At 44.8% G+C, this 25600-nt stretch carries 22 protein-coding genes and 17 tRNA genes; 12 read left to right on the top strand and 27 right to left on the bottom strand.

Going from position 1 to position 25600, the window contains the following annotated elements:
• Positions 1-9: 9 nt before the first annotated feature.
• From DK187_RS14930 to dinB, 7 genes are all read right to left on the bottom strand, one after another.
• Positions 10-840 carry a mechanosensitive ion channel family protein gene (locus DK187_RS14930; protein ID WP_111608136.1) on the bottom strand — a complete coding sequence of 277 codons (831 nt, stop codon included), beginning with the start codon at positions 838-840 and terminating at the stop codon, positions 10-12.
• A 69-nt stretch (positions 841-909) separates the two neighbouring features.
• The gene (locus DK187_RS14925) at positions 910-1281 is read right to left on the bottom strand and encodes a hypothetical protein (protein WP_111608135.1); all 372 of its coding nucleotides are present in this window, start codon (positions 1279-1281) and stop codon (positions 910-912) included.
• The gene (locus DK187_RS14920; protein ID WP_111608134.1) at positions 1281-1739 is read right to left on the bottom strand and encodes a DUF2489 domain-containing protein; all 459 of its coding nucleotides are present in this window, start codon (positions 1737-1739) and stop codon (positions 1281-1283) included. The genes DK187_RS14925 and DK187_RS14920 overlap by 1 nt, the downstream gene beginning before the upstream one ends.
• Positions 1740-1898: 159 nt before the next feature.
• Positions 1899-2711 (bottom strand): inositol monophosphatase family protein, encoded by an 813-nt coding sequence (locus tag DK187_RS14915; RefSeq protein ID WP_111608133.1) that lies wholly within the window; start codon positions 2709-2711, stop codon positions 1899-1901.
• 31 nt (positions 2712-2742) lie between these two features.
• Positions 2743-3411 (bottom strand): alpha/beta hydrolase, encoded by a 669-nt coding sequence (locus tag DK187_RS14910; RefSeq protein WP_111608132.1) that lies wholly within the window; start codon positions 3409-3411, stop codon positions 2743-2745.
• Positions 3412-3519: 108 nt separating this feature from the next.
• On the bottom strand, positions 3520-4500 hold the full coding sequence (locus DK187_RS14905; protein ID WP_111608131.1) for a hypothetical protein: 981 nt from the start codon (positions 4498-4500) through the stop codon (positions 3520-3522).
• A gap of 74 nt (positions 4501-4574) precedes the next feature.
• Complete coding sequence (dinB, locus tag DK187_RS14900) at positions 4575-5636, bottom strand: DNA polymerase IV (RefSeq protein WP_111608130.1); 1062 nt, start codon at positions 5634-5636, stop codon at positions 4575-4577.
• 386 nt (positions 5637-6022) lie between these two features.
• Here dinB and DK187_RS14895 point away from each other — a divergent pair, with 386 nt between their 5' ends.
• The 7 genes from DK187_RS14895 to DK187_RS21120 all read left to right on the top strand — a co-directional run bounded on the left by DK187_RS14895 (position 6023) and on the right by DK187_RS21120 (position 10854).
• The gene (locus DK187_RS14895; RefSeq protein ID WP_111608129.1) at positions 6023-6649 is read left to right on the top strand and encodes an LPP20 family lipoprotein; all 627 of its coding nucleotides are present in this window, start codon (positions 6023-6025) and stop codon (positions 6647-6649) included.
• 3 nt (positions 6650-6652) lie between these two features.
• Positions 6653-7843, top strand: a complete 1191-nt coding sequence (locus DK187_RS14890; protein WP_111608128.1) for a flagellar assembly protein T N-terminal domain-containing protein — start codon at positions 6653-6655, stop codon at positions 7841-7843.
• Positions 7844-7903: 60 nt separating this feature from the next.
• Entirely contained in the window at positions 7904-8134 is a 231-nt protein-coding gene (locus DK187_RS14885) for a cell division protein ZapB (RefSeq protein ID WP_111608127.1), read from the top strand.
• Entirely contained in the window at positions 8131-8604 is a 474-nt protein-coding gene (locus DK187_RS14880) for a hypothetical protein (protein ID WP_111608126.1), read from the top strand. Before DK187_RS14885 ends, DK187_RS14880 begins: the two co-directional genes overlap by 4 nt.
• Before the next feature lie 207 nt (positions 8605-8811).
• On the top strand, positions 8812-9786 hold the full coding sequence (locus DK187_RS14875) for a ProQ/FINO family protein (protein ID WP_111608125.1): 975 nt from the start codon (positions 8812-8814) through the stop codon (positions 9784-9786).
• Positions 9787-9839: 53 nt separating this feature from the next.
• Positions 9840-9923 (top strand) — tRNA-Tyr (locus DK187_RS14870).
• A gap of 322 nt (positions 9924-10245) precedes the next feature.
• Complete coding sequence (locus DK187_RS21120) at positions 10246-10854, top strand: hypothetical protein (RefSeq protein WP_162623529.1); 609 nt, start codon at positions 10246-10248, stop codon at positions 10852-10854.
• 56 nt (positions 10855-10910) lie between these two features.
• On the opposite strand, the gene DK187_RS14860 is transcribed toward DK187_RS21120, so the two are convergent.
• From DK187_RS14860 to DK187_RS14780, 17 genes are all read right to left on the bottom strand, one after another.
• Positions 10911-10986: transfer RNA gene (locus DK187_RS14860), tRNA-Lys, on the bottom strand.
• Between the two features lie 28 nt (positions 10987-11014).
• Positions 11015-11091: transfer RNA gene (locus tag DK187_RS14855), tRNA-Pro, on the bottom strand.
• A 1-nt stretch (position 11092) separates the two neighbouring features.
• Positions 11093-11168: transfer RNA gene (locus tag DK187_RS14850), tRNA-Asn, on the bottom strand.
• A gap of 41 nt (positions 11169-11209) precedes the next feature.
• A tRNA-Lys gene (locus DK187_RS14845) sits at positions 11210-11285 on the bottom strand.
• Positions 11286-11298: 13 nt separating this feature from the next.
• Positions 11299-11374, bottom strand: a tRNA-His gene (locus tag DK187_RS14840).
• Between the two features lie 27 nt (positions 11375-11401).
• Positions 11402-11478 (bottom strand) — tRNA-Pro (locus tag DK187_RS14835).
• A 1-nt stretch (position 11479) separates the two neighbouring features.
• A tRNA-Asn gene (locus DK187_RS14830) sits at positions 11480-11555 on the bottom strand.
• 41 nt (positions 11556-11596) lie between these two features.
• Positions 11597-11672, bottom strand: a tRNA-Lys gene (locus DK187_RS14825).
• A gap of 13 nt (positions 11673-11685) precedes the next feature.
• Positions 11686-11761 (bottom strand) — tRNA-His (locus DK187_RS14820).
• Positions 11762-11788: 27 nt separating this feature from the next.
• Positions 11789-11865, bottom strand: a tRNA-Pro gene (locus DK187_RS14815).
• A 1-nt stretch (position 11866) separates the two neighbouring features.
• Positions 11867-11942 (bottom strand) — tRNA-Asn (locus DK187_RS14810).
• 41 nt (positions 11943-11983) lie between these two features.
• Positions 11984-12059: transfer RNA gene (locus tag DK187_RS14805), tRNA-Lys, on the bottom strand.
• 13 nt (positions 12060-12072) lie between these two features.
• Positions 12073-12148, bottom strand: a tRNA-His gene (locus DK187_RS14800).
• Between the two features lie 27 nt (positions 12149-12175).
• Positions 12176-12252 (bottom strand) — tRNA-Pro (locus DK187_RS14795).
• Between the two features lies 1 nt (position 12253).
• Positions 12254-12329: transfer RNA gene (locus DK187_RS14790), tRNA-Asn, on the bottom strand.
• A gap of 41 nt (positions 12330-12370) precedes the next feature.
• Positions 12371-12461: transfer RNA gene (locus tag DK187_RS14785), tRNA-Ser, on the bottom strand.
• Between the two features lie 62 nt (positions 12462-12523).
• Positions 12524-13594: a polysaccharide deacetylase family protein gene (locus DK187_RS14780; RefSeq protein ID WP_111608123.1), complete on the bottom strand. Its 1071-nt coding sequence runs from the start codon at positions 13592-13594 to the stop codon at positions 12524-12526.
• Between the two features lie 195 nt (positions 13595-13789).
• Here DK187_RS14780 and DK187_RS14775 point away from each other — a divergent pair, with 195 nt between their 5' ends.
• From DK187_RS14775 to glsB, 5 genes are all read left to right on the top strand, one after another.
• The gene (locus tag DK187_RS14775) at positions 13790-15001 is read left to right on the top strand and encodes a glycine C-acetyltransferase (protein ID WP_111608122.1); all 1212 of its coding nucleotides are present in this window, start codon (positions 13790-13792) and stop codon (positions 14999-15001) included.
• Positions 14998-16023, top strand: coding sequence for an L-threonine 3-dehydrogenase (gene tdh, locus DK187_RS14770; protein ID WP_111608121.1), 1026 nt, complete (start codon positions 14998-15000; stop codon positions 16021-16023). Before DK187_RS14775 ends, tdh begins: the two co-directional genes overlap by 4 nt.
• 73 nt (positions 16024-16096) lie before the next feature.
• On the top strand, positions 16097-16903 hold the full coding sequence (gene nudC, locus DK187_RS14765; RefSeq protein ID WP_111608120.1) for an NAD(+) diphosphatase: 807 nt from the start codon (positions 16097-16099) through the stop codon (positions 16901-16903).
• Positions 16904-17013: 110 nt separating this feature from the next.
• Positions 17014-18693 carry a choice-of-anchor I family protein gene (locus DK187_RS14760; protein WP_111608119.1) on the top strand — a complete coding sequence of 560 codons (1680 nt, stop codon included), beginning with the start codon at positions 17014-17016 and terminating at the stop codon, positions 18691-18693.
• A 135-nt stretch (positions 18694-18828) separates the two neighbouring features.
• Positions 18829-19740: a glutaminase B gene (glsB, locus tag DK187_RS14755; protein ID WP_111608118.1), complete on the top strand. Its 912-nt coding sequence runs from the start codon at positions 18829-18831 to the stop codon at positions 19738-19740.
• A gap of 86 nt (positions 19741-19826) precedes the next feature.
• Here the strand turns inward: glsB and ppnN are convergent, their stop codons facing one another.
• From ppnN to DK187_RS14740, 3 genes are all read right to left on the bottom strand, one after another.
• The gene (gene ppnN, locus DK187_RS14750) at positions 19827-21200 is read right to left on the bottom strand and encodes a nucleotide 5'-monophosphate nucleosidase PpnN (RefSeq protein ID WP_111608117.1); all 1374 of its coding nucleotides are present in this window, start codon (positions 21198-21200) and stop codon (positions 19827-19829) included.
• 130 nt (positions 21201-21330) lie between these two features.
• Entirely contained in the window at positions 21331-22458 is a 1128-nt protein-coding gene (zapE, locus tag DK187_RS14745; RefSeq protein ID WP_111608116.1) for a cell division protein ZapE, read from the bottom strand.
• Between the two features lie 281 nt (positions 22459-22739).
• Positions 22740-25574, bottom strand: a complete 2835-nt coding sequence (locus DK187_RS14740; protein WP_162623528.1) for a M16 family metallopeptidase — start codon at positions 25572-25574, stop codon at positions 22740-22742.
• Positions 25575-25600 lie beyond the last annotated feature (26 nt).

Here is a 25600-nt window from a genome sequence, read left to right as displayed (position 1 = left end):
GATATAAGCTTAAGATTCTTGCTTGTGCACGTGAACATCCATTTGAGGGTATGGGATACCGACACCACGCTCATCAAAAGCGTATTTAATTTTCTCTAAGAGATCGGCGCGCACAGCCCAATAATCGCCAGAAGCCACCCAAGGTCGCAAGAAGAAGTTGACTGAACTGTCAGCCAATTCAGACACAGCAATTAAACAAGAAGGCTCTTTTAAGATACGCTCGTCAGCACTCACGATGTCTTCCATAATCTGTTTTGCCAAACGGATATCTGCGTCATAACTGATCCCAATTACAAGGTCGAGACGACGAGTGGCTTCACGTGAAAAGTTCACAATTGAACCGTCCATGATCGACGAATTTGGCATGATAATAACGCGATTATCTGGTGTTTTAAGATAGGTATGAAATAACTCTATACGATTCACTGTGCCCATTTGACCGCCAGCATCAATAAAGTCACCTGAGCGAAACGGACGTAATAAAATAATCAGCACACCCGACGCAAAGTTAGACAAGGAACCTTGCAACGCCAAACCCACAGCCAAACCGGCCGCACCAAGAATGGCAATAAAAGAGGTCGTTTCAACGCCAATTTGCCCCAGCGCCATTAACGCCACACCGGCAAACATCAAGGCATATAAAATACTCGATGCGAAGCCCGCCACCGCTTGATCAACAGACGCTTTGAGCAAGCGCTTTTCACACCAATGAGACACTTTGGCGGCAACCAATTTGCCCACAAAAAAAACAATGAGACCAATCGATAAATTAATCACTGTATCAACTAACCAAGGCATCCACTCAGATCCCTGTTCAAACAACGCCTCTAACTCATTCATAATGTTTAAACCCTATGCTCTTCCATTTTTAAAATTTAGACCTTTTTCACGACAACCGTGCCAATGGCCTCAGACTAAATAGTGTAATTTATGCTGCCACTCATCAAGTAACAATTCCAGCTGTGATAGCCCTTTTTTGTTAAAAGAAATACACAACTGACCATTTATTAATTGCGTCCCTTTTATTCCAAACTCACCAATCAGCAAGCACCGCTCTCTTAATTCATCCAGCGCATCATCGTCTCTCACTGTCATACCAAGAAAGGCATGCCATTCATATTCAGGCAAAACACCCTGTATCGCCCTTTTAAGCAAAGTAACGCACTGCTCTTGCGTTAACCTATAATAAGGTACTTTCGATTGATGACGAATAAAAAACAACACCAACAAAATCAGCAACAAAAATAAGAAAACAATAGAAACCAGCAGCTGAATGAGCATTATTTGAAATCATGAGCCATTAGCGATGTTTTCGCCCGCAGCAAATGCTCAGCGTATTCTGCCTCATATCCATCCATTTCTCGTCGAAATTTCATTTTCGCAGATTTTGGCAAACTCCCCCACTGCTCGTGGGTTGGAATGTGTTGTGTTTTTTCTGCCATAATATAAAAAGCGGAAATATCGTCATGTTCCGATAAATCTTCACTCAACTGATCCAATAAATTTTTGATTCGAATACTGGCTTCAATCCAATTAACCTCATCAGTCCCCGCCACACTCAACAACACTCTGATGCTATCAATCCTTTTCTGACGCTCTTCAAGAAAGCGGTCTTCTCCTGCTTGAACCTTCTCTTCTCGTATTTTATTTAATTTAAGCTGATGCCGAATAAACCAAAGCGAAGCCACGATAACAAGCAATGAGCACAGCAACATAATCAAAAAAGCAGTAAAAGACATAATCAATCCAATCAAAATAAATGGTAATCAAACAAACACTTAAGCATACCGAGTTGCGATTAATACAACTCATCATCCACGCTCTTCAGACATAGACTCGTATTGTAAACTTGTTTTTTTGCAGCATATTAATAAGCATAAAACCCTCAAAGCCCCAGTCTATTTCTCACAATGCATCAAGACCAGAAGCTCTTTAAACAAATCAGGCGTCGACACGATCAACCCTTCCCCATTAACCACTTCAGGCCAAGCCGAGGTTGCTGACAAATAATGCCCCACAGTGGCCCCAGCCTCTTCTGCTATCAAGACACCCGCTGCCATATCCCAAGGCTTCACACTTTCAAAATAAGCGTCTAAACGTCCGGCCGCTACCCAACACAAATCCAGAGCCGCTGAGCCATTGCGACGAATATCCTGACAATGATGCAGAATACGTGACACACGATCTATAATCGGCAGTAACGCTGTTTTTTGATAAGGAAATCCCGTTGCGACCAACGCATTCCTTAATTGTTTTGCACCTGAAACAGCCAAAGGCTTGCCATTGCAAAAGGCACCCGAACCTTTTAACGCCCAGAAGCATTCGCCTAAAAATGGCGCATTCACAACCCCTAAAATACGCTCCCTGCCGACATAAAGACCAATTGAAACCGCGACGTGGTGATGCCCATGAGCAAAATTCACCGTGCCATCAATGGGGTCAATCACCCACACAGGCACATCGTCAGCAATGGTGCTAAGATCCATATGAGGAGATGACTCTTCTGATAAAATAAAATGCTTAGGGTAATGTTCACGAATACGACCGCAAATAAACTGATCTACCGCAATGTCGGTCGAAGTCACTAACTCATGATCCATTTTATAATCACGCACGAAACTTGAGTTCGTACGCGCTTCCGTAATCATATCACCCGCTTTTATCGCAAGGTTTTTCGCAAACTCTAACCATTCAGTATCGTTGCTGGACACAAAGAACTCCTAACGTTTTTTACTTAGAACGCTAAGCCAATACAGTATTTAGCCAGTGCGAGATATCTTGCACCTGCTCAGGGCAAACTGAATGAGGCATATTATAAGTCTGATATGACACTGAATACCCCTTGGATAACAGGCAATCTTTTGCTTGCACCGCTAAAACAGGCGCAACCACGGGATCTTGCAAACCGTGATGAATGAGAATGGGGGTATGACCATTAGGACAAATATCCGCTTCAACTACCTCATTAGCATTCACCAAGTAAGTCGATAATGCTAAAACACCTGCCAATACATGCTTAGATTGAAGTGCCGTCTGATAAGCAATGACGCCTCCCTGAGAAAAGCCCGCCAACACAATACGATTTGGGGCGATACCTTGATCCATTTGATTCTGTATCAATTGCTCAATCTGGTAACTGGATTCTGCAATATTAGCCAGATCTACTTTTCGATCTAATGTCATTTCGTAAATGTCATACCAAGCTCGCATCATCATCCCTCCGTTGACCGTTACAGGACGACGCGGCGCATGAGGAAACACAAAACGAACCTTCAGCGTCGGCAACAAAGACAAGGCGGGAACCAAAGACTCAAAATCATGACCATCCGACCCAAGGCCATGTAACCAAATAACAGCGGCATCAGGTTTATCGCTCGTTTCAACAAGAACAGATGGCAATAATTCAGTCATTTTTAACACTCCAAAAAAATAGGCTATCGCAGTTTGCCATAGCCTATCATATTGCCATTTATCGCTCGACTGTCATCTGAACTTAATCATCGCCTTCAACCGCCAAACCTAATGCTCTACAGGAAAACGTATTTCCACAACACCTTGCTCTCTGTTTAATCGAAGCAACACATCAGCTCGCTCAGGCATGACCGCTAACATATGTCGAGTTAGCCTTTCGTAATACTGCATAAACTCCTTCAACTCATCCGATGACATCACTTTTAAATCAATGGTATCCAATAATACACCATGTATATCGTGGAGATGGCTTTCTAAAACTCGCTCTTGTTTGTTTCGCCAACCATAAACCACATCGTAACTCGGCGCTTGCATCCAAACCATCAGATCTATCTTCGCAAACAACTTTTTATAGTCGTCTTTTAAAAGCTGATTAACCTTATTGCGCCACAAGCAATCGGCATCCATATTCGCTTCAAGCGCATTGATTGGATGCTGTATATTTCCTCGCATTGGCGGCGCACCAACACACCACCCCTCAAACAACACAACATCCACTGGACCCTGAACTTCCTGCCATAAATGGACAGGCTTTCGGTCATCGACAGACTTATCAAAGCAAGGAAACTTCATTACTTCGCCATCTTTCAGATTTTTCAATCTTTCAAAAAGCAATAGTGCCAGACTCACATCGTGCGTACCTGGGACGCCTCGAACAGAAAACATAGGAGTCGTTTGACTGGCAAATTTAAGTCGTTCATGACGAGTGCTGTACAAGTCATCCAAACTGAGCACAATACAATTTAACTCAAAGCCTTTATTCAATATTCGACTTATCACATTGCAAAAAGTCGTTTTTCCACAGCCTTGAGCACCACCAAGCCCCACAACCAATGGTCCGCGCCCAACACGAGCCTTCTCACTTAGCCAACTCGCAAAAGGCAAATACAGACGATCTAATTGATCGACTAACGATGGATCAGCATACAAACGCCCCAAAGTTTGCTCCACCTCAAAGCGCAATCTCTGAGATAAAGGCCCCGGCACATTTAGGTTTACTTCGTTAAACTTACCCTCTTGTTTAAACATAACGCCCCCTCCGTACTGTTCTTAAATTCAGTATAGTAAAGCAGTAGACAATTGATCATAATTTACACAACCAATCAAACAAAAGGTAAAAGCAGTTGATGAGGCTCTGGGGGAGATAAACGATATCCCACTCCAATCAAGCGAACAGGGCGACGGAAGCGAGCATAAGCTTGCTCTAAAAGGGTCAAAAAGATCGCATTAGATAATTTATTTTTTATCGGCAGCTCTATCGTAGTTTGCTTAAAGTTATCAAACTTTATCTTTAAATAATATTTGCTTAACTGAGCTTCAAAGTGTCGTCCTGCCATACGCTTTTCTAGCGCCACCAAAAGCTCAGGCATAACGGCTTGGCATGCGGCGAGATCAAGCAAATCAGCCGAAAATGTATGCTCTACAGAGATACTTTTCCTTTCTCTTGATGTCATAACCGGTCGATTATCAATCCCTAAGGCGAATTGAGACAGTCGAAATGCCATGCTGCCAAAATGCTTTTGCAATACAACGAAATCCAGTTTCTGTAGATCAGCGCATGTAAACACATCTAACGACGCCAACTTATCTTGAGCAACACGACCTATTCCAGAAATAAACTTAACCGGAATCGAGGAAACAAATTCGAACTGTTTTTCTGGCGTCACAACGGTTAAGCCATCCGGTTTATCCCAATCACTGGCCACCTTTGCAATGAACTTATTTGTCGCCACTCCAGCAGACACGGTAATGCCTATCTCTTTTAATACTCTGCTGCGTATTTTCTCAGCTATTCGTGTTGCACTTCCTTGGAAACAGTCGGAATCAGTCACATCAAGATAGGCTTCATCTAACGATAACGGTTCAATAATAGAGGTAAACTCTCGAAAAATAGCCTGCATTTGAGAAGACGCTTCTCGATATTTATTCATATCACCAGGAAGAACAAGCAATGTAGGACATAATCGCATTGCCACCGATGTTGGCATAGCAGAACGCACCCCGTAACCACGGGCAATGTAATTCGCCGTTGACAATACACCGCGACCACTGGCTGCACCACCGATTGCAATAGGAATATCACGCAACTTAGGGTTGTCTCGCATCTCTATTGCGGCGTAAAAACAATCGGCATCAATATGAATAATCTTGCGATTCGATGACATAACACCAAATTTTACTGTACAAAAAAACAGTATATTCTATCTTGGCTTATCATTCATCCAGCAAATAAGCATGTAAAGATTCTTCTCGAAAAAACCTCCTCAACGTAAAATCCTCGATATAACCGAAATAGACACAACAAAAAAACAAATTCGCCATTTAAAACCAATAAAAAACACTTTTTAGGCAAGCAAACATGGACGCTAGAGCCTAAAATGGTTTACATTTTGTTGATTAAACGAACCATATTGAAAAGCCGAAAAACGTTCCAGTACATTGTTACTTGCGATAAGACGTTACCCAGTGAGAGCCGGGGAATAAAATATCGGCTTTTTCAACAAAAGATAAAAGTCTCGTAAGGCTTACACTCAAAGGCAAAGGGCACACCATGACACGACCATTTAACATTCTTTTAATCGCCATAGGTGCAATAACGCTTGCTGGTTGTCAAAACCTTAACCAACAAAGCGCCACCGGACAGCCTTGTACCACCGTTGCGCCTTGTAATGGAAATGTTGTTGGAAGCCCATCCTCCCCATACACCCAAACTGGTTCACCCAACACCAACAATACGGTTATCGTTGTTAAGCAAGAACCTATTATTGTCACAGCAACAGGCTATGCCGCCATGATGACAAGTAAGCGCCTAACACAATCTCAAGCTCGTATTATGACCATGCGTAGCTCAATGTTAGATGCCTACAGAAATTTATCGGAACGGGTTTATGGTCTAAAAATCGATGGTTCAAGCTCTTTGAGCAACATGGTCATGCAAAATGACGAGCTAAGAACCTATGTGGATGCTTATCTAGTGGGGGCAAAAGTCGTTTCCCAAAGAGAGCATGAAGATGGCACATTTGAAACGGTGGTAGAAATGGCACTGCAAGAAAACTTTCGTCAATGCGTAAGCTCAAACAATGTACAAGCAGACCCAAATTGTAAAGTTCAATCGGGGTCACGCGCTATCAATGTTCAAAACGCCACCCCAACTACTAATTTTTACAGTATTGAATAACCGATGTTTACTTTAAAACGCGCATTCATTACCGCCTTATTCCTCATCTTACCAGTTGCCACTTTTGCCAAAAGCATTGATGCTGTTGGTGAAGCCATTATTTATGATAATGATATCGCCGATGCTCGTTACAGAGCCACCCAACAAGCCATCAAACAAGCCGTTTTAGAGTCTGGCTCTAGAGTGAACGTGAAAGACGAACTCTACAACGGCGAAGTAGAATCGAACTTAGAAATACGCAGTTCTGGCTATGTTCAAAAAGCACGTATTCTCTCAGAAGAACAAAACGGTGACTTTCTTCGAGTGATTGCTCGTGTTGACGTGACCGCAGACTCTCAATGCAGTTCGGGGCCAACACGGTATTACAAAAAAACTGTGGGCGTCACTGGGTTTGAGCTGCAAGTTCCACAGCAGGCCGCATTAGGTGAGCTTAGTAATATCCCAAGAGAGCTGCCCAAGAAATTAGCCGATGAAATAAACAGACAAGGCTACTTAAAAGCCTTAACGGCCACTAACATTGCCATCTACCCGGATCTTATTAACGCGCCGTCTTCAACGAACAACGATGGCTCACTGACCAACCTCACTAGAATCAGTGAACAACTTGGTGTTCAATACATCATTAGTGGTGTCATTAGAGACATTAGTGAAGTCTATCTTAGACACCCTAATGATAAAAATGCAAAAGACGATTCTGAAGAAATCGATAAAGAAAGAAATTTCGTGGTCGATATCTACATTTATGATGGTTTTAGTGGCGCACTTTTGTTTGAACACAGATACAATGAAATCGGCAACTGGGACATATCTGACCACGCGAGAATTGGCTTTGGCAGCGCAAAATTTTGGTCAGTACATTATGGCAAAGTGGTTCAGCAAGCTCTAAAAGAAAGCGCCTTAGATGCAAGTGAACAACTGAGGTGCCAGCCTTTTATTGCCAATATTTTCCGCACAGAAGGCAATAGAATACACATATCAGCAGGGTCACTGGCGGGTATAAAACAAGGAGATAAGTTCAATATTTATCGCCGCTATGAGGTATCTAATCAGTTACAGTCTACCCAAACACAGCTGAATAATGCCAATATCAGTGTTACAATCAAACAGGTACAACCCAACTTCTCTGTTGGAGAGCTCGTTGTTGACTCTCATATACTTAACGTGCAACAACAAGACGTCGTGATTGCCTGGTAACTTTACACAACGATACGCCTACACACTAAATGGCGATTTTTTATTTTTAGGACAGATACAATGAATAACGAACTATTACACCACCTAGAACAACGTATTAACGAAGCCGTTGAAGAAATTGGTTCACTACGCAAACGTATTTCAGAATTAGAAATGCAGAACTACGAACTTAGCGAAGAAAAAAGTGAGATTCAAAACTCTCTAAACCAAACCAAAGAACAGCAATCGAATTGGGAATCTTCTCTTTCTCAAATGCTGAATCGCCTAAACCAAATGGATAACAAACAATGAGACCACTCTTACTTGCAGCTTTAGTTCTCGTCAGTGCAAACGCATCAGCAGAAGGTCAAATTGCGAGTTTAATAAATTTTGAATCTGCCGCTGCACGCCCAACCACACCGGATGGAGAAACAAACGTTACCTCCATCATCGGAGCCAATATGGAATACACTCTACCAGAAAATATTTCTTTTTATGGTGGTCTGTCTTTTGTCATTGGAGAGGAATTCGAAAACGCCATCACCTTAGGCTCTCGCTACTACAGCGCCACGCCTGCATTACAGATCCTACCTGGTATCCCTATGTGGTCGTTTATTGGTGGCGGCGTCTCATTCTTAGATGAAACGGTCTATTATCCAGAGGCAGGCTTTCGCATCGGCATATCAGACGCATCTCGACTGGATGTATTTGTAAAAGTACTCAACAGTAGCAGTGACACTTATGACAAGCATGTTATGGTTGGCGCGGGGTTAACCTTTTAATTAAATAAAGATAAGACCCCAAAAAGATGAAATTAACACCCATTTTCGTCGCAAGTTTTGTGATCGTAACAACTTATATTTGGTGGCAAAATGATAGAACTATTACCGTTACGCTACCAAGCGACGATCAGCGAAAAGAGATGATTGGCACAAGCAATACCCCCAGTATTCCGCTGACTCCAATACAAAATTGAGCCTTGTGTCTTTATGGAACAACTTATTGCCAAACTCGAAGCAAAAATTAACTGGCTGACAAAACAGCTAGAAAATGCAAACGAGGAAATACAAAAACTAAAGGAAAAGAACGACCTTCCCATTGAGTACAGCGCCTCAATGGATTTATTGCAACATATGGCCGATCGCTCACCTGAAGATCAACTACAGCTCTATATCGAAGACTCTCTTGATCTTTTAGGTGTCTTATCGACCCCTGAGCAAGCAATACAAACAAATACAGTTGAACAACAACTGAGTTTTGATTTATTGCACGAGCATGCTGATAACAGCACCACAACCACGACAATAGAACAGATTGATTACATGACCACACAACAAACAGAGCTTAACGGCTTGCAAGAAGACGACACACTAGTCGATAGCGACATTAGCGTACAACAAGCAAGTGACAGCACTACAGAGACTGCGGCTCTGACGCCAGAGCAAAAAAAGCGTCAAAAAAATCAAAAGAATAATCGCCGTCTAATAAAAATGCTTGAAGACCGTTATCCTAAAGCGTTCGACTGGAATCAACCTAAGCCACTAAAAGTTGGTATAGACAAAGACATGACATTGGACGACGACTTCAATGCCAGCAAACAAAAACGCGCCCTAGCCGCTTACACACGCTCTGATCGCTATAAGAAGTGTCTACTATCAGGACAGCCTCGTGTTGATCTTGAAGGCATCGCAGTAAATGATGAGCCCGCTCTTCCTGAGTCCATGATACCCAAGAAAGAGAAAAAGCCATTCAACCGCCCTAAGACAGCCGATCGCCCCAAAACAACCGATCGACCTAAAGCGGACCGCCCTGCCCACAATAAAAAACCTCAAAGCACCCCATCTCCAAAAGGCAAACCGTCGCAAAAATCACAGCCAATAAAAAGCCGTGAAGATGAAGCCTATGATAATTTATCGCCAGAAGAGCGCATGAAAGCAAAACTGGAAAAATTATTAAAAAAATAGAAAAAAGTGTTTACAGATAGAAGCGCGGCATATATTATTTGCCGCGCTGCTGTGGAGGGGTTCCCGAGTGGCCAAAGGGAGCAGATTGTAAATCTGCCACGAAAGTTTCGGTGGTTCGAATCCACCTCCCTCCACCATAAATTCTTTCCTTTATAGATCAATCTTTTATCTATAAAATCATACTGCAATAAAAATCCTCAAGACATCAGCCTTTAACCACATCCAGAAAAAACACAAACAACACAAAACCACCACATCAAAAATCAACACCCAAAAAATACACACAAGCAAAAGACAATAAACCACTCCCACAAAACAAGATATCTGCATACCATCCAAGCAAAACCACACCTGTAGACTCCCCAAGAAGAATCCCGCCAAAGACAGCAAGCTAACGATCTGACAAAGCACGATCAAACGCTGTAGCAGACCACCTGAACACCCTAGAGGCTACTAACAATGGCTTACCCACTCAACAATCAGGGCAACACAAGAAGCCAGAGGCGAGCCCGCACCCAACTCAAAACCACAAATACAAAGTTTGATTTTTTAACGAGGCACAACAAAGAACAGCAAGGCAAGGCAAGGCAAGGCAAGGCAAGGCAAGGCAAGGCAAGGCAAGGCAAGGCAAGGCAAGGCAAGGCAAGGCAAGGCAAGGCAAGGCAAGGCAAGGCAAGGCAAGGCAAGGCAAGGCAAGGCAAGGCAAGGCAAGGCAAGGCAAGGCAAGGCAAGGCAAGGCAAGGCAAGGCAAGGCAAGGCAAGGCAAGGCAAGGCAAGGCAAGGCAAGGCAAGGCAAGGCAAGGCAAGGCAAGGCAAGGCAAGGCAAGGCAAGGCAAGGCAAGGCAAGGCAAGGCAAGGCAAGGCAAGGCAAGGCAAGGCAAGGCAAGGCAAGGCAAGGCAAGGCAAGGCAAGGCAAGGCAAGGCAAGGCAAGGCAAGGCAAGGCAAGGCAAGGCAAGGCAAGGCAAGGCAAGGCAAGGCAAGGCAAGGCAAGGCAAGGCAAGGCAAGGCAAGGCAAGGCAAGGCAAGGCAAGGCAAGGCAAGGCAAGGCAAGGCAAGGCAAGTTTTAAAATACAGAGAAAACGAGAGGTGTAAAGACAAAACAAAGAGAATAGATAAAATAGAATGGTGGGTCGTACTGGATTCGAACCAGTGACCAATTGATTAAAAGTCAACTGCTCTACCAACTGAGCTAACGACCCGCTCTATGAAGAATTCTTTATTTACTGATGGTCGGAGTAGAGGGATTCGAACCCCCGACATCCTGCTCCCAAAGCAGGCGCGCTACCAGACTGCGCTATACTCCGATGGCTCCTCGAACTGGACTCGAACCAGTGACCCAATGATTAACAGTCATTTGCTCTACCAACTGAGCTATCGAGGAATTAATCAGGCTAGTACAGAATAAAAGCTTTGTGAGATAGTTGGTGGGTCGTACTGGATTCGAACCAGTGACCAATTGATTAAAAGTCAACTGCTCTACCAACTGAGCTAACGACCCAACTATCAAGTAATGGGGTGGACGATGGGGCTTGAACCCACGACCGCCGGAATCACAATCCGGAGCTCTACCAACTGAGCTACGCCCACCATTACTAATGGTGATGATAAAACTGATGGTCGGAGTAGAGGGATTCGAACCCCCGACATCCTGCTCCCAAAGCAGGCGCGCTACCAGACTGCGCTATACTCCGATGGCTCCTCGAACTGGACTCGAACCAGTGACCCAATGATTAACAGTCATTTGCTCTACCAACTGAGCTATCGAGGAATTAATCAGGCTAGTACAGAATAAAAGCTTTGTGAGATAGTTGGTGGGTCGTACTGGATTCGAACCAGTGACCAATTGATTAAAAGTCAACTGCTCTACCAACTGAGCTAACGACCCAACTATCAAGTAATGGGGTGGACGATGGGGCTTGAACCCACGACCGCCGGAATCACAATCCGGAGCTCTACCAACTGAGCTACGCCCACCATTACTAATGGTGATGATAAAATTGATGGTCGGAGTAGAGGGATTCGAACCCCCGACATCCTGCTCCCAAAGCAGGCGCGCTACCAGACTGCGCTATACTCCGATGGCTCCTCGAACTGGACTCGAACCAGTGACCCAATGATTAACAGTCATTTGCTCTACCAACTGAGCTATCGAGGAATTAATCAGGCTAGTACAGAATAAAAGCTTTGTGAGATAGTTGGTGGGTCGTACTGGATTCGAACCAGTGACCAATTGATTAAAAGTCAACTGCTCTACCAACTGAGCTAACGACCCAACTATCAAGTAATGGGGTGGACGATGGGGCTTGAACCCACGACCGCCGGAATCACAATCCGGAGCTCTACCAACTGAGCTACGCCCACCATTACTAATGGTGATGATAAAATTAATGGTCGGAGTAGAGGGATTCGAACCCCCGACATCCTGCTCCCAAAGCAGGCGCGCTACCAGACTGCGCTATACTCCGATGGCTCCTCGAACTGGACTCGAACCAGTGACCCAATGATTAACAGTCATTTGCTCTACCAACTGAGCTATCGAGGAACTAATTTTATCTTTGCTGCAACATACTTCCCGAAGGAAGATGGCGGAGGAGGAGAGATTCGAACTCTCGGTAGGCTACTAACCTACGCCGGTTTTCAAGACCGGTGCATTAAACCGCTCTGCCACCCCTCCGTTGCGAGCGAGGTGTATAATACTGATTTGAAATTTCAGTGCAACATTTTTTTTAAAAAAGTTTAACTTTTTTCACTTACGTAGCCTTGTTCAGGGGAAGAACGTATCCAAACATTAGAATACCAGTAGTAATGCTGTCCTGATTCATCCGGCATAGTGCAGTTAATACGGCCTCTGCCCACGCCAAACGGCTTATCAGCAGTGGCAACCACCTCAACATCTGAAACCCAATCTAATGTCGCCTTACCCTGTCCAGACACGTAACAGGTTAAATCCTTAAAACGATATTTCCCTTCCTTGAAAGTTAACTGAATAGAAACAGGCTGATCGGTTGCATAATCCCCTCCCGTCTTCTCTGACAGTAAAGGCATCGGCTTTGCGTCTAACTTAGTTTTTAATGTCGATAAATTAGCATAGGAGCCAGCAGCCGGAAAACGAGGCAAGTTTTCAAAATCAGAATCCGCGCTAACGACGCCAGATTGCTGCCCAAAAGCAATAATGTCTTTTTCCTTCATCATGGTGCGAATTTGACGATCTGATTCGCCATAAGGGTAAGCCAGCATTTTAGGAGAATGACCTAAATGCTTCACCAATAAAGCTTCCACTGTGTCGACTTCCTTTTCCATGCGCGCTAGCCAATCACCATCGCTTTCACCACTCTCCTTTCTCAACATATAAGGATGGTTAACAGTATGATTAGCAAACACGCCACCGTTGGCTTGCATCTCTTTCATTTGCGCCCAGGTCAAAAAGCTTGAACTGTTACGCTCTACTGGCTCTGTGTTGATAAAAACCGTAAAAGGGAAGTTTCTTTCTTTTAGTATTGGAAAACCCGCTTGATAAATACTTTGATAAGCATCATCAAAGGAAATAGCGACGGCTTTGTCCGGCAACGGCTTGTTCGCCTTTAAATCATCCAACGCAGAGCGCAGGTCAACAACCTGAAATCCTGAGCTTTTAAGATAATCCATATGTTCCATAAACTGCTCGGGCGTCACAGATGTTGACGCAGGCGAACTCGCGCTGACATGATGGTATTGCAGAATGGGCAAATAATCTTGCGCCTGAACCGTTATACTGGCGCTGAGCGCCGTCCCTAACACAAGACCACTAAAGCGAACCGTTGATAACATATCTTTTCCTTTTTGTTTAATCTTTGTCCTCATTCTACGGACGAAGCGGCGACATGACCAGCATGTCACAACCCACAACTGTTATGCCCATTTTTCTATGCCACTGCATCTACTCACTGTTAGGCTGCCCACCTACACTCAAGAAAGAAGGAATTCATAATAAAAAGGACACACATCTCCACAAGAGGACAAAATATGAGCAAATCAGCTTTTTATCAGCATTTGGAAAATCAACTCCAAACCCTTAAGCAAGAAGGCCTTTATAAAAAAGAGCGCCCGCTTATCACGCCACAAGCCAGTCAGATTAAAACCGCGGACAACACGCTTTTAATCAATTTATGCGCTAACAATTACCTAGGGCTCGCTAACGCCACTAATGTCACAGAAGCGGCTCATGACGCTCTGAATAAATATGGCTATGGCATGGCATCCGTGCGATTTATTTGCGGCACTCAAGACATACACACTGAGTTAGAAAAAAGCCTGAGTGACTTTTTGCATATGGAAGACACCATTTTATATTCGTCTTGCTTCGATGCAAACGGAGGCTTGTTTGAAACCTTATTAGGAGAAGAAGACGCCGTCATCAGTGATGCGCTCAATCATGCCAGCATCATTGATGGCATTCGCCTATGTAAAGCTAAGCGTTATCGCTATGCCAATAATGACATGAGCGAATTAGAAGCCAAGCTACAACAAGCCGATAAAGACGGCGCAAAAACCAAGCTCATCGTCACCGATGGGGTGTTTTCTATGGATGGCATCATCGCCGATTTAAAATCCATCTGTGACCTTGCCGATCAATATGATGCACTTGTTATGGTAGACGACTCTCATGCGGTAGGCTTTTTGGGCGAAAATGGCCGTGGCAGCCATGAATACTGCGATGTACTAGGGCGTATTGACATTATGACCGGTACCTTGGGTAAAGCGCTTGGCGGTGCCTCTGGCGGCTACACCAGCGCCTCCAAAAGTATCGTCGACTGGCTACGCCAACGATCTCGACCTTATCTATTTTCTAACTCGCTTGCACCTGTTATTACAGCCACCAGCTTACACATTCTTCAGTCACTTAAGACTGGCGCAGCAGCCAGAGAGCAGCTCAAGCAAAATAGCCAATACTTTCGCTCTCACATGAGCGCGTTAGGCTTTGATCTTGTCGCTGGCGATCACCCTATCATTCCTGTTATTTTAGGCGACGCCAATCTCGCACAAGAAATGGCAAATGCGCTATACGAAGAAGGGATTTTTGTGACGGGTTTTGCCTATCCGGTTGTCCCGATGGGAAAAGCAAGAATTCGTACACAAATGTCCGCATCACTGACCACGGAACAGCTTGATCGCGCCATTACCGCTTTTGCGAAAATTGGCCGCGAACTGGGTATTATTGAGGGAAAATCAGAATGAAAGCACTTGCAAAGTTACATGCCGAAAAAGGCATTTGGATGACAGACGTCGCCCACCCAGAATGTGGTCATAACGATGTGGTCATCAAGATACGTAAAACCGCTATTTGCGGAACCGACATGCACATTTATCACTGGGATGATTGGGCACAGAATAGCATTCCGGTGCCAATGACGGTGGGACATGAATTTGTTGGCGAAATCGTAGAAATTGGCCCAGAAGTAACAGGCTTTAAAATCGGTGATCGCGTTTCAGGTGAAGGCCACATCACCTGCGGACATTGTCGAAATTGTCGTGCAGGACGCCGCCATCTATGCCGTAAAACACTTGGTGTCGGTGTCAATCGCAATGGTGCATTTGCTCAATATTTAGTCATACCAGCGAGCAATGCTTTCAAAATCCCCAGCAGTATCAGCGACGACATGGCCGCTATCTTAGACCCTTTCGGCAATGCGACACACACAGCGTTATCGTTTGATTTGATTGGTGAAGATGTGCTTATCACCGGTGCTGGCCCTATTGGTGCCATGGCCGCGGCGATTGCAAAGCACGTTGGCGCACGCAATGTTGTCATCACGGATGTCAATGATTTCCGCTTGGACTTGGCGAAGAAAATGGGCGCCACACGAACGGTCAACGTCAGTCGAGAATCACTCAAAGACGTGATGGGCGAAATAGGCATGTCTGAAGGCTTTGATGTGGGGTTAGAAATGTCCGGCAATGACATGGCTTTTCGCTCCATGCTTGAATGCATGAACCATGGTGGAAAGATTGCCATGCTTGGCATTCCCAGTAAAGACACCTTGATTGACTGGAACCAAGTCATCTTTAAGGGCCTCATCATTAAAGGCATTTACGGACGAGAAATGTTCGAAACCTGGTACAAGATGATCGCTATGTTGCAATCCGGCTTAGACATCAGTCCAATCATTACCCACCGCTTTAAAGTGGACGAATTTCAACAAGGCTTTGACACCATGGGATCAGGACAGTCAGGCAAAGTGATACTAGATTGGAATTAAATCCATCTTAGTTATTGCGTCTAAAGAGTGATCGCGTTAGCGTCATTCTTTTAGACGCAACCTGAGCAATCATATGTTAGAAATAGGCACTCAAACACATCCGCTTCCCCATCAAAATGCGCTCTATATATTGCTACATCGCAACCAAGTATTGATTGAGTCTGATGATCAGTTTCTGATTCCATTTACCCATTTTCAGCCCAACTCAAACATGAACGCGGTTTATTGTGGCAAATGGCATGAACAAGACATTTTTGTCTGCCGCTTTGATGCCGTACCAAAAGGATTCAGTGAAATAGGTTTGCGAGAGTTGCTCTTCTTACAAGATCAACCGCACTATATTTTATTAAGTCGCGCACATCAGCTGTCTACATGGGATCGTGATCATCAGTTCTGTGGACGCTGCGGCACAGCCATGCAAGAAAAACACGCCAAAGAACACACTAAAATTTGCCCCTCTTGCAACCTACGCCATTATCCAAGAATTTCCCCCTGCGTTATTGTCTCCATCAGAAAAGCAGACCAAATCTTATTGGCTCGTGGCCCCCTTGCCCCAAAAGACAGATACAGTAATATCGCAGGCTTTGTTGAAGCAGGTGAAACCTTAGAGCAAGCCGTCGCTCGCGAAGTAAAAGAAGAGGTCGGCTTAGAAATAACCAATATACGTTATGTAGACAGCCAACCTTGGTCGTTTCCTCATCAGCTTATGGTCGGATTTTTTGCCGACTATAAAAGCGGCGACATCGTCCCCGCGCCAGGCGAAATAGAAGAGGCCCATTGGTATTCCATTGATGCCCTACCTAATATCCCGAACAATGCGACCATATCGGGACAATTGATTAATGCGCATGTCACACACATCAAAGCTCAGCGCTCTTAATACCAACTATGAAAGGGCAGTAAGTAAACACTTACTGCCCTTTGCCACTTTTTTGTCATATTTAAACGTTAGTGTAGATCCTCAAATTTTATCCCTTTGGAGAGATTACCATGCGTTTACCGATTGCCTTACCATTATGCGCCACCGTTGTCTTGCTTAGCGGCTGCACCACAACTCATTCAGACGCTCCGTCCGCAACGTCTTCTATCGAGCTGAGCTTTTTAGGTCGTTATGAATCTGGTGTTTTTGGTGCAAGTGCGGCTGAAATTGTGGCGTATGATGCAAACACACAAGAAACTTTTGTAGTGAACGCAAACTCGGGAAAAATAGACGTTTTATCGATGAAAAACCCAGCATCTCCCACCAAAATAACGACATTGGATGTTAGTAAGGATGTCACGAATTTAACTGGAATCGTGCTCGGCGCAGCCAATAGTGTCAGCGTTCATGATGGCATAATGGCCGTTGCTATTGAAGCCAAAGTAAAACAAGACATGGGATACATCGCTTTTTACAAAGTTGATGGCCATGAATTCATCACAGCCGTCAAGGTGGGCGCTTTACCGGATATGGTGACCTTTACTCACAATGGTAAGCAGGTTGTTGTTGCCAATGAAGGCGAGCCAAACGATGAATACACGATCGACCCTGAAGGCAGCGTAAGCATTATCTCGCTTCCAAGTGACATCAAAACATTAAGCCAAAAAGACGTCACTAACGTTTCATTCCGTGACTTCAATAATGGTGGCCCACGAGCTGCAGAACGCCCAGCAGGTTTGCGTATTTTTGGCCCAAATGCCAGTGTTGCTCAAGATTTAGAACCAGAGTACGTCACCGTATCCGAAGATAATCGCTATGCTTTTGTGTCCTTACAAGAAAATAACGGCATTGCGAAAATTGACCTCAAGCAAAAATCGGTAGAAACCATTTGGGCATTGGGTACAAAGGACTATAACCAACCTGGCAACGAGCTTGACATAAGCGATAAAGATAACACCATTCAGCTAAAAAACTGGCCAGTATTAGGCTTATACATGCCTGATAGCATCGCATCCTATAGCGTTTCAGGCAGCACCTATATCGTTTCCGCCAATGAAGGCGACTCAAGAGACTACAAAGGTTTCAGCGAGGAATACCGAGTCAAAGACCTTGCCGAACTAAACAGCCGTCTTGCACTCACCAGCTCTCTACAGCATAGCATTGAAGGCAAATTAGAGGACGACAACAACCTTGGCCGTATGAAAATGACCAGTACGTTAGGCGCGAAAGATTGTGAGCTAGTCAAAGGCGCACCAACCAACTGCACCTTTACTCAACTATACGGCTACGGCGCACGCTCATTCTCTATCTGGAACGGCGAAACAGGCGAGCAAGTGTTTGATAGTGGTAGCGATTTTGAACGTATTACCGCCGAGCAACTAGGTAAAAATGGCTTTAATGCTTCAAACGATTCAAATAAAGAAGACGGCCGCAGTGATGACAAAGGACCAGAACCAGAGGCGCTCACTCTCGGTCAAATCGATGGTCGTACCTATGCATTCATTGGTCTAGAACGTGTTGGCGGCATCATGGTTTACGACATCACCACACCGGCAAAAAGCCAGTTCGTACAATATTCAACCAGCCGTAACTTCAACGAAAAAGTAGAAACCTCAGCCGCTGGAGATCTTGGTCCAGAGGGCATGAGCTTTGTATCAAAAGACGACAGCCCAACAGGCCAAGCATTATTAATTGTTGGCAATGAAGTCAGTGGAACCACGTCTGTTTACGGTATTTCACCCAAAAAATAACCGTTTATTACGACACTGCCAGCCCCCTCTTTTGGGGGCTTTTTTATGATCGGCAGCAAACCAAATTCCACTGGGGTTTCCTAACGACTTTCTCTATACTAGGCGCCCCCTTTAACCCTGTTTAATGAGAGTGATGTGGAAGATTTACTGCATTCAATAGAACAAAAAGTAAAACCATTAATCGGTTTAGGCAAGGTCGCAAACTACATTCCCGCGTTAGCCAATGTCGATCCCAATCAATTTGGTATCGCCATCTACAGCAATAATGGTGAGCTTTACCATGCAGGCCAAGCCTATACTGACTTTTCTATCCAGAGTATCTCTAAAGTCTTTAGCTTGACCCTTGCCATCAAACATTATGGTGAAGACATGTGGAAGCGCGTTGGTCGTGAGCCATCGGGCAACCCTTTTAATTCCTTGGTGCAATTAGAATACGAAGCAGGCGTGCCCCGTAACCCCTTCATTAACGCAGGGGCACTTGTCATCTGTGACATGAATCAGTCACGTTTTGCCTCTCCCCATTATGCGATGCGAGAATTTATACGTCGCCTAGCCGATAACCCAGAATTACGCTCAGATAAAATAGTATCCGATTCAGAGTACGAATTTCGCGCCCGTAACGCCTCAATGGCGTATCTTATGAAGGCATTCGGCAACTTTCATAATGATGTCGAGGCCGTGTTACACAGCTACTTTGATAATTGTGCCATGCGCATGAATTGTGTCGACCTGGCGAAAGCCTTTAGTTTCTTAGCAAATAAAGGCTACTGTCGGCATTCTGGTGAGCAAATGCTTAGCCCTAGAGAGACCACGCAGGTAAATGGATTACTTGCCACGAGTGGACTATATGACGAAGCAGGAAACTTTGCTTATCGTGTCGGCCTACCCGGTAAAAGCGGTGTGGGTGGCGGTATCATTGCTATTGTCCCTAATCGCTTCTCCGTTTGCGTTTGGTCGCCTGAACTGAATAAATCTGGCAATTCGCTTGCTGGCATGGCCGCCCTCGAAGCCTTGTCCGAAAGTATTGGTTGGTCGGTTTTTGGGTAATATAGCCATATATTTTTAGACTTAAAAAAAGGGCCAATCAAGGCCCTTTTACCAATATCAGTTAAACCACTAATACCCAATTCATATCAATCTGTCACCACTTTATAACAGGGCACATACGCACTGCCGGGCAGCTTCATCCGTTGCTGACGAACAAAGGCTTGTAACAAGGCATCCAGTTTAGCCAACAAGGCTTTATCGCCATGAATCTCAAATGGCCCAAACTCTTTGATATACGCCACGCCTTGGGCTTTTACGTTACCTGCGACGATGGATGAGAAGGCACGACGCAAATCCGCCGCCAACAAATGCGTTTCTTGATTGAAGTGCAGGTTTAAACCACGCACATTGTCATGAGTTGGCTCAAATGGGTGTTGAAACTCCTCTGGAATATGCAATTTCCAGTTGTAGTAAAACGCGTCTTGATGGGCTTTACGATACTGACGCACATCTTCCATTCCTTGCTTAATAGTGCGCGCCACTTCCACTTCATCTTCAATGATAATGCGGTATTTATTTTGTGCTTCTGCGCCCAATACATCACCAATAAAAGCGTGAATTTGTTCAAAGTAATCCGCACTTTCTTTTGGACCGGTAAACACTAAAGGAAAAGGAACATCGGCATTTTTAGGGTGCAGCAGAATGCCTAAAATATACAGAATTTCTTCGGCCGTACCCGCACCGCCTGGAAACACCACAATACCATGGCCAGCACGAACAAAAGCCTCAAGCCGCTTCTCAATATCTGGCATAATGACCAGCTGATTGACAATCGGGTTCGGTGACTCTGCCGCAATAATGCCAGGCTCTGTTAAGCCCAAATACACCCCATTTTTAATACGCTGCTTAGCGTGAGCAATGGCCGCGCCTTTCATTGGCCCCTTCATGGCACCCGGTCCACAACCCGTACAAATATTGAGTTCACGCAAGCCTAATTCGTGACCTACACGCTTGGTATAATCGTATTCGTGACGCGCAATAGAGTGGCCGCCCCAGCACACGATCATGTCGGGGTTCTGAATTCGGCGGAAGACATTCGCATTGCGCAACAGTTCAAAGACGACATTGGTCAATTTCTCTGAGCTGGCATTCTCTAAACCACGGGCAAGCAAGTATTCATGCTGAGTAAAAATAATGTCACGTAATACGCTAAACAGCATTTCACGTACACTGCTGATCATCTTGCCATCGACAAACGCACTGCTTGGCGCATTCTTAAGCTGCAACTTCACGCCACGTTCTTGCTGTACTATGCGAATTTCAAAGTCTTTAAACTCTTCCATGGCCGCTTGCGGATCATCGGAATCGCTGCCACAGTTCAAAATTGCCAAAGCACAACGATGGAATAAATCATGAAGTGGGCCTGACTCTTCCGACAGACGAGTGATTTCATTTTGAGATAACATCTCTAACGCACCCTTTGGTGCGACTAACGCATCAACGCGATCTTCATACTGCATGATCGCCCTCCTTACTTCTGGGTTGTTGTCTTTAATATACATAAACTCTCATACAAACATAGTGGTCGCGCAATGGCTTTTTATCAAGCCTTAACAAACAAGTTACTAAAAATAGTCGGAACAAAATCAACTATTTAACACGTAGTTGTTGATAATAAAGAGACTTCATTTCAATTAAACGACTGTAAGTCCGACGAAACTCAAATAATAAAGAACCGTTTAAATACAAATTTTCAAGTGGCACATCGGCATTCAACAAAAGCACCACTTGATGATCGTAGCACTCGTCCACCAAACTGATAAAACGTCGTACAGCGTCGTCATTGATCCCCAAAGACACCGCGCGATCACCTGTTTTTCCTGAGCCAACGGCCCCATCTTCGGTGCCCCGTGCTTTGATATGCTCAAAAGGTTCACTACTTAATTCGGGAATCGCCGTCAGCATGATAAATGGATAGCTTTTCGCTAATTCAATGTAGTCCAACGACGATCTTGGGCTATTGCACAGTTCGTGAAAATCAAACCAGGCGATATTCTCTGCTGACTCAATCACAGCAATCGCACGACGACAGATGAGCAGCGGTTGCTGATTAACAGTGCCTTTTGCTAACTGCCTAAACAAAACGGCCATCTCTTGCTCATGTTTGACGAAAAAGATCGGCGAACAACCAGTATGACGTAATCGATGGTCTTCTTCGCCACCAAGATGAAGACTCTTCACATTTTGCTGTAACAAGGTAATGGCCGGCGCGAAGCGTTCTTTTTGTAACTGATTTTGAAAAAGGTTTTCCACGGCAATATTCGACGTTGCCACCAGCACAACCCCTTCGTCAAACAAGGCTTCGATTAATCCGCCTAGCAGCATAGCATCGCCAATATCTGAGACAAAAAATTCATCAAAACACAGCACTCGACACTCTGACGCTAACCGCTTGGCAATGCCTTTTAACGGATTTTTTTGACCAAAGACAAGATTCAATTCTCGATGCAAACGTGCCATAAAATGATGAAAGTGCAGCCTCAACCCCACATCGTCTGGCAAGCAATCATAAAATAAATCCATCAGAAACGTCTTACCACGCCCCACATCGCCCCAGAGATAAACCCCTTGGATTGACTCAACCCCGTCTGCGCTTGATGGATTCGACACTAGTAACTGATAAACACGTTCTAATTCATATAGCGCGGGCTGCTGATGAAGATCAAACAACACATGCTGTTGATCGAGCTTGTGTTGATAAGACGACAAAGGCGACATCAAAACAGTATCCCCTTGTCGCACGTAAACGCGCCGTTAAACTCTCGTCTATCAGGATATGAATCAATGCCGTGATCAACGCAATATTTTACTGTACGAGACATCCACTTTCCTTTTTTTACAAAGGCCAAACGATAAACAGGTCGATTCATCATATTCATGGCATCACCATAAGTCGAGCTTGAGTCTGCGCCAAGTTAATCTGTAGTGCACACGCAAAAAAAATGCCCAACAATATCATTGTTGGGCATTTACGTTTTGTAGGTTCGTTATCGAAATACCTAATCCAAAGGACGATAAAAACCCGTCACCCTGTCGCTGAATGTTAAAGTATCAACCAGTTTTTTTAGGTTTTCTAATGTTAAACCAGAGGTCAATTGATCCATTTCGTCAAGATAGCGCGCATCACCGTATAAGGTTTCACTCAACTCCAGTCGATGTGCCAAGGTGCCATCGAAATCTTTTTCTAAGCGGTTTTGCTCAACATCTACAAACGCGTCTTGTATCTCATCTACCCACGCTGCGGTAACCATCTCAGGTAATTCAGATAACGCTTTGTTGGTCATTGCCGCCAAATCGTTTAATCGCTCTGGCGCACTGGAATATTGAATGCTCAACTCCGCACGGTGGGAGTCTTTGTTCAGTTCCAAGCCGACTCTGACACTGTAAATCCCTTGAGCTTCACTGCGCAGCCGCTGTTTTAATTCTGCCTCTAAACGCTCACCCAAATAGGTCAATTGCAGGGCAGCAATCGGTGACCAAGGCATAGACTGGTAGGCATACATGCGATATTCCGCCTTTGGCTCAGTATTCAACGCCATGTCAACGACTGACTCGCCAGACAACTGCAACACCGGTAGCGTTTCGTAGTCAGAAGCACGATAAGCGGATATATCACGAGGAATCGTCGCAAGATACCTTGCTGCCAGTTCTGTCATATCCGCTTCGGGCATACGGGACACAATAAAATAATGTACGGGCAAAGCGACTTGCTTCTTTCGTGTCTGCTCTAACGTCTCTAACGATAACGACGTTAAATCCGTAAGACTGGGTGACACCTCTTTTTGCCCAAACCGGGCTTGTGCCATACGCTTAGTAAACACTTCAAGGGGACGAACAACCTCAATATTCAGGCTTCTTTTCAGACTGGCCATCACACTCTCATAGACCGTCGTATCAATTTTTGGCGTAACTTGATTGACACGATAAACCGCCAATAGTTTGTCAAAAGCTTCGTCGTCTGTGGTACCCCGGTACGTCAAACTTTGTGCTTTTTGCTTCGTCGACAGAAACGCTTGGTGACGACGACGCCACTGCGCATACTCTTCGTCGCTCCAACCATAGATCCCCGTTGCATCCGACAGTTGCACCGCAATTTGCTCTGCCCATGTCGAACCTTGCGTGACGTTATAGCCAGCGGCTGACAACGCTGTAAAATAACTTTTACTGTCCTCCTCTGACGCTTCAATTTGATAACGCCCCGCCAATACACTTGGGTCTAACAAAGTAAGTTGATCACCATTGGATAAAGACCAATTGGAAATCCCTAATTCCGTTTCTCTTGAGATCAAAGACAATGAGCCGGATTGAGTGACAACAGGCAGCATTTTTTCGGCCACCACTTTTTCTTCTTCCAACGGCGCAAGATCTTTTTTATTGATGGTGTCAAACATCGCCTCAACCGATTCCACAGAGCCTATATCAACACGTTTTCCACCGACGGCTTGCGTATACAGAATACGATCCGGAGCTGATAACCACTGACGCAAACGCGCATTGACATCGTCCAGTGAAATACTTCTCACCAAGCGCAAAACTCGATCATTGCTTAGCACTGGGTCCTGTAGTTTTTTGCCTGACGTCACCGCATCCACCATTTTGACAGCCCAAATAGTGCCGCGACTTTTGGCCGCGTCTTTATTCGCTTCTGCGGTATCAACGACTTTTTTATAAACCTTATCAAAGTCCTGAGGTAAAAAACCGTGTGTTTTTATACGTTCAACTTCTTTCATCAATGACGCTAAGCCCAATAAATGAAAGCCATCGTCAACATTGACCGAAAAACCCAGAATGGCCACATTGGGCGACACGGTTCCTTTGGTACTGGATAGAGCACGAACATGCTCCGGTAAGACATCTCTTTGGCGCCGTATTTGCTCAGTGAGCAAATTACGCGTCATATAATCAATCAATCCGTCACGTCGCCCCTCGTCCGTATCAAAAGACTCACTTCCAAATCGGTATAAAAAAGCAACCTGATTGGTTTTGCTGCCAGCGTCGCGCAACTGACCCATTTTAAGAAGATCATCTAATATAGGGTCTTTTGGGTGTCGTTTCGGCAGCGTCCGCCTAGGCTCAGCACTAAAAACGTTTTTAATTTGTGCCTCTAAAGCATGACTATCAACGGGGGCATAAATGACTAACGCCATATTATTTGGCGCGTACCAGTCTCGATAAAAAGCGCGCAGTTGCTCTGCGGGGGTGTGTTTAATCGTGTCCTGCGTGCCAATAACAGGGCGCTCTGGATACAATGAACCAACCCGTAACAAGGCTTTTTTCTCATCATTGACCCGTGCTCGGTGACTCAATTTCCCACGCCACTCTTCTTGAATAATCAAGCGCTCTTTGTCTAACGACGTCGCTCTAATATCGGCGTGGAAAGCCATTTGCTGATACACGTCCAACACCCTGTGGAGCCGCTCTGGTGTGGTGTTACGCAAATTCACCATATAACGCGTATTTTCACTGTTGGTCATGGCATTAAAATCACGCCCTTGCTTAAACCCCATATCTAACAAGGCTTGCCGAGTACCATTCGGTAATCCAGCGCTTTCATGGAACACCATATGCTCCACCATATGCGCCACACCGAGCTGATTTTCTTTTTCATCGATCGCACCAGAAAGTACCACTAAATTCGCCAAAGTCAGACCTTCTGGCGCGTCTTTTTCCTGTCTTGAATCAAATAAATAATACTGAAAACCATTGTCTAATGTGCCGTGAACAACACGCTTATCCCAAGGTAATCCTTCATCGTCATTCGCAAACGCCTGAAGCGTAAACATCACCGCACACGTTAATCCAACCACACGTAAAATATTCTGAAAAAAAAGCATAAAACCGCTCATAGAAATCATTTCAT

This window comes from Marinomonas arctica, assembly GCF_003259225.1.
In the GTDB taxonomy this organism is placed as follows: Bacteria; Pseudomonadota; Gammaproteobacteria; order Pseudomonadales; family Marinomonadaceae; genus Marinomonas; species Marinomonas arctica.
This window is presented reverse-complemented; position numbering and strand designations above follow the sequence as displayed.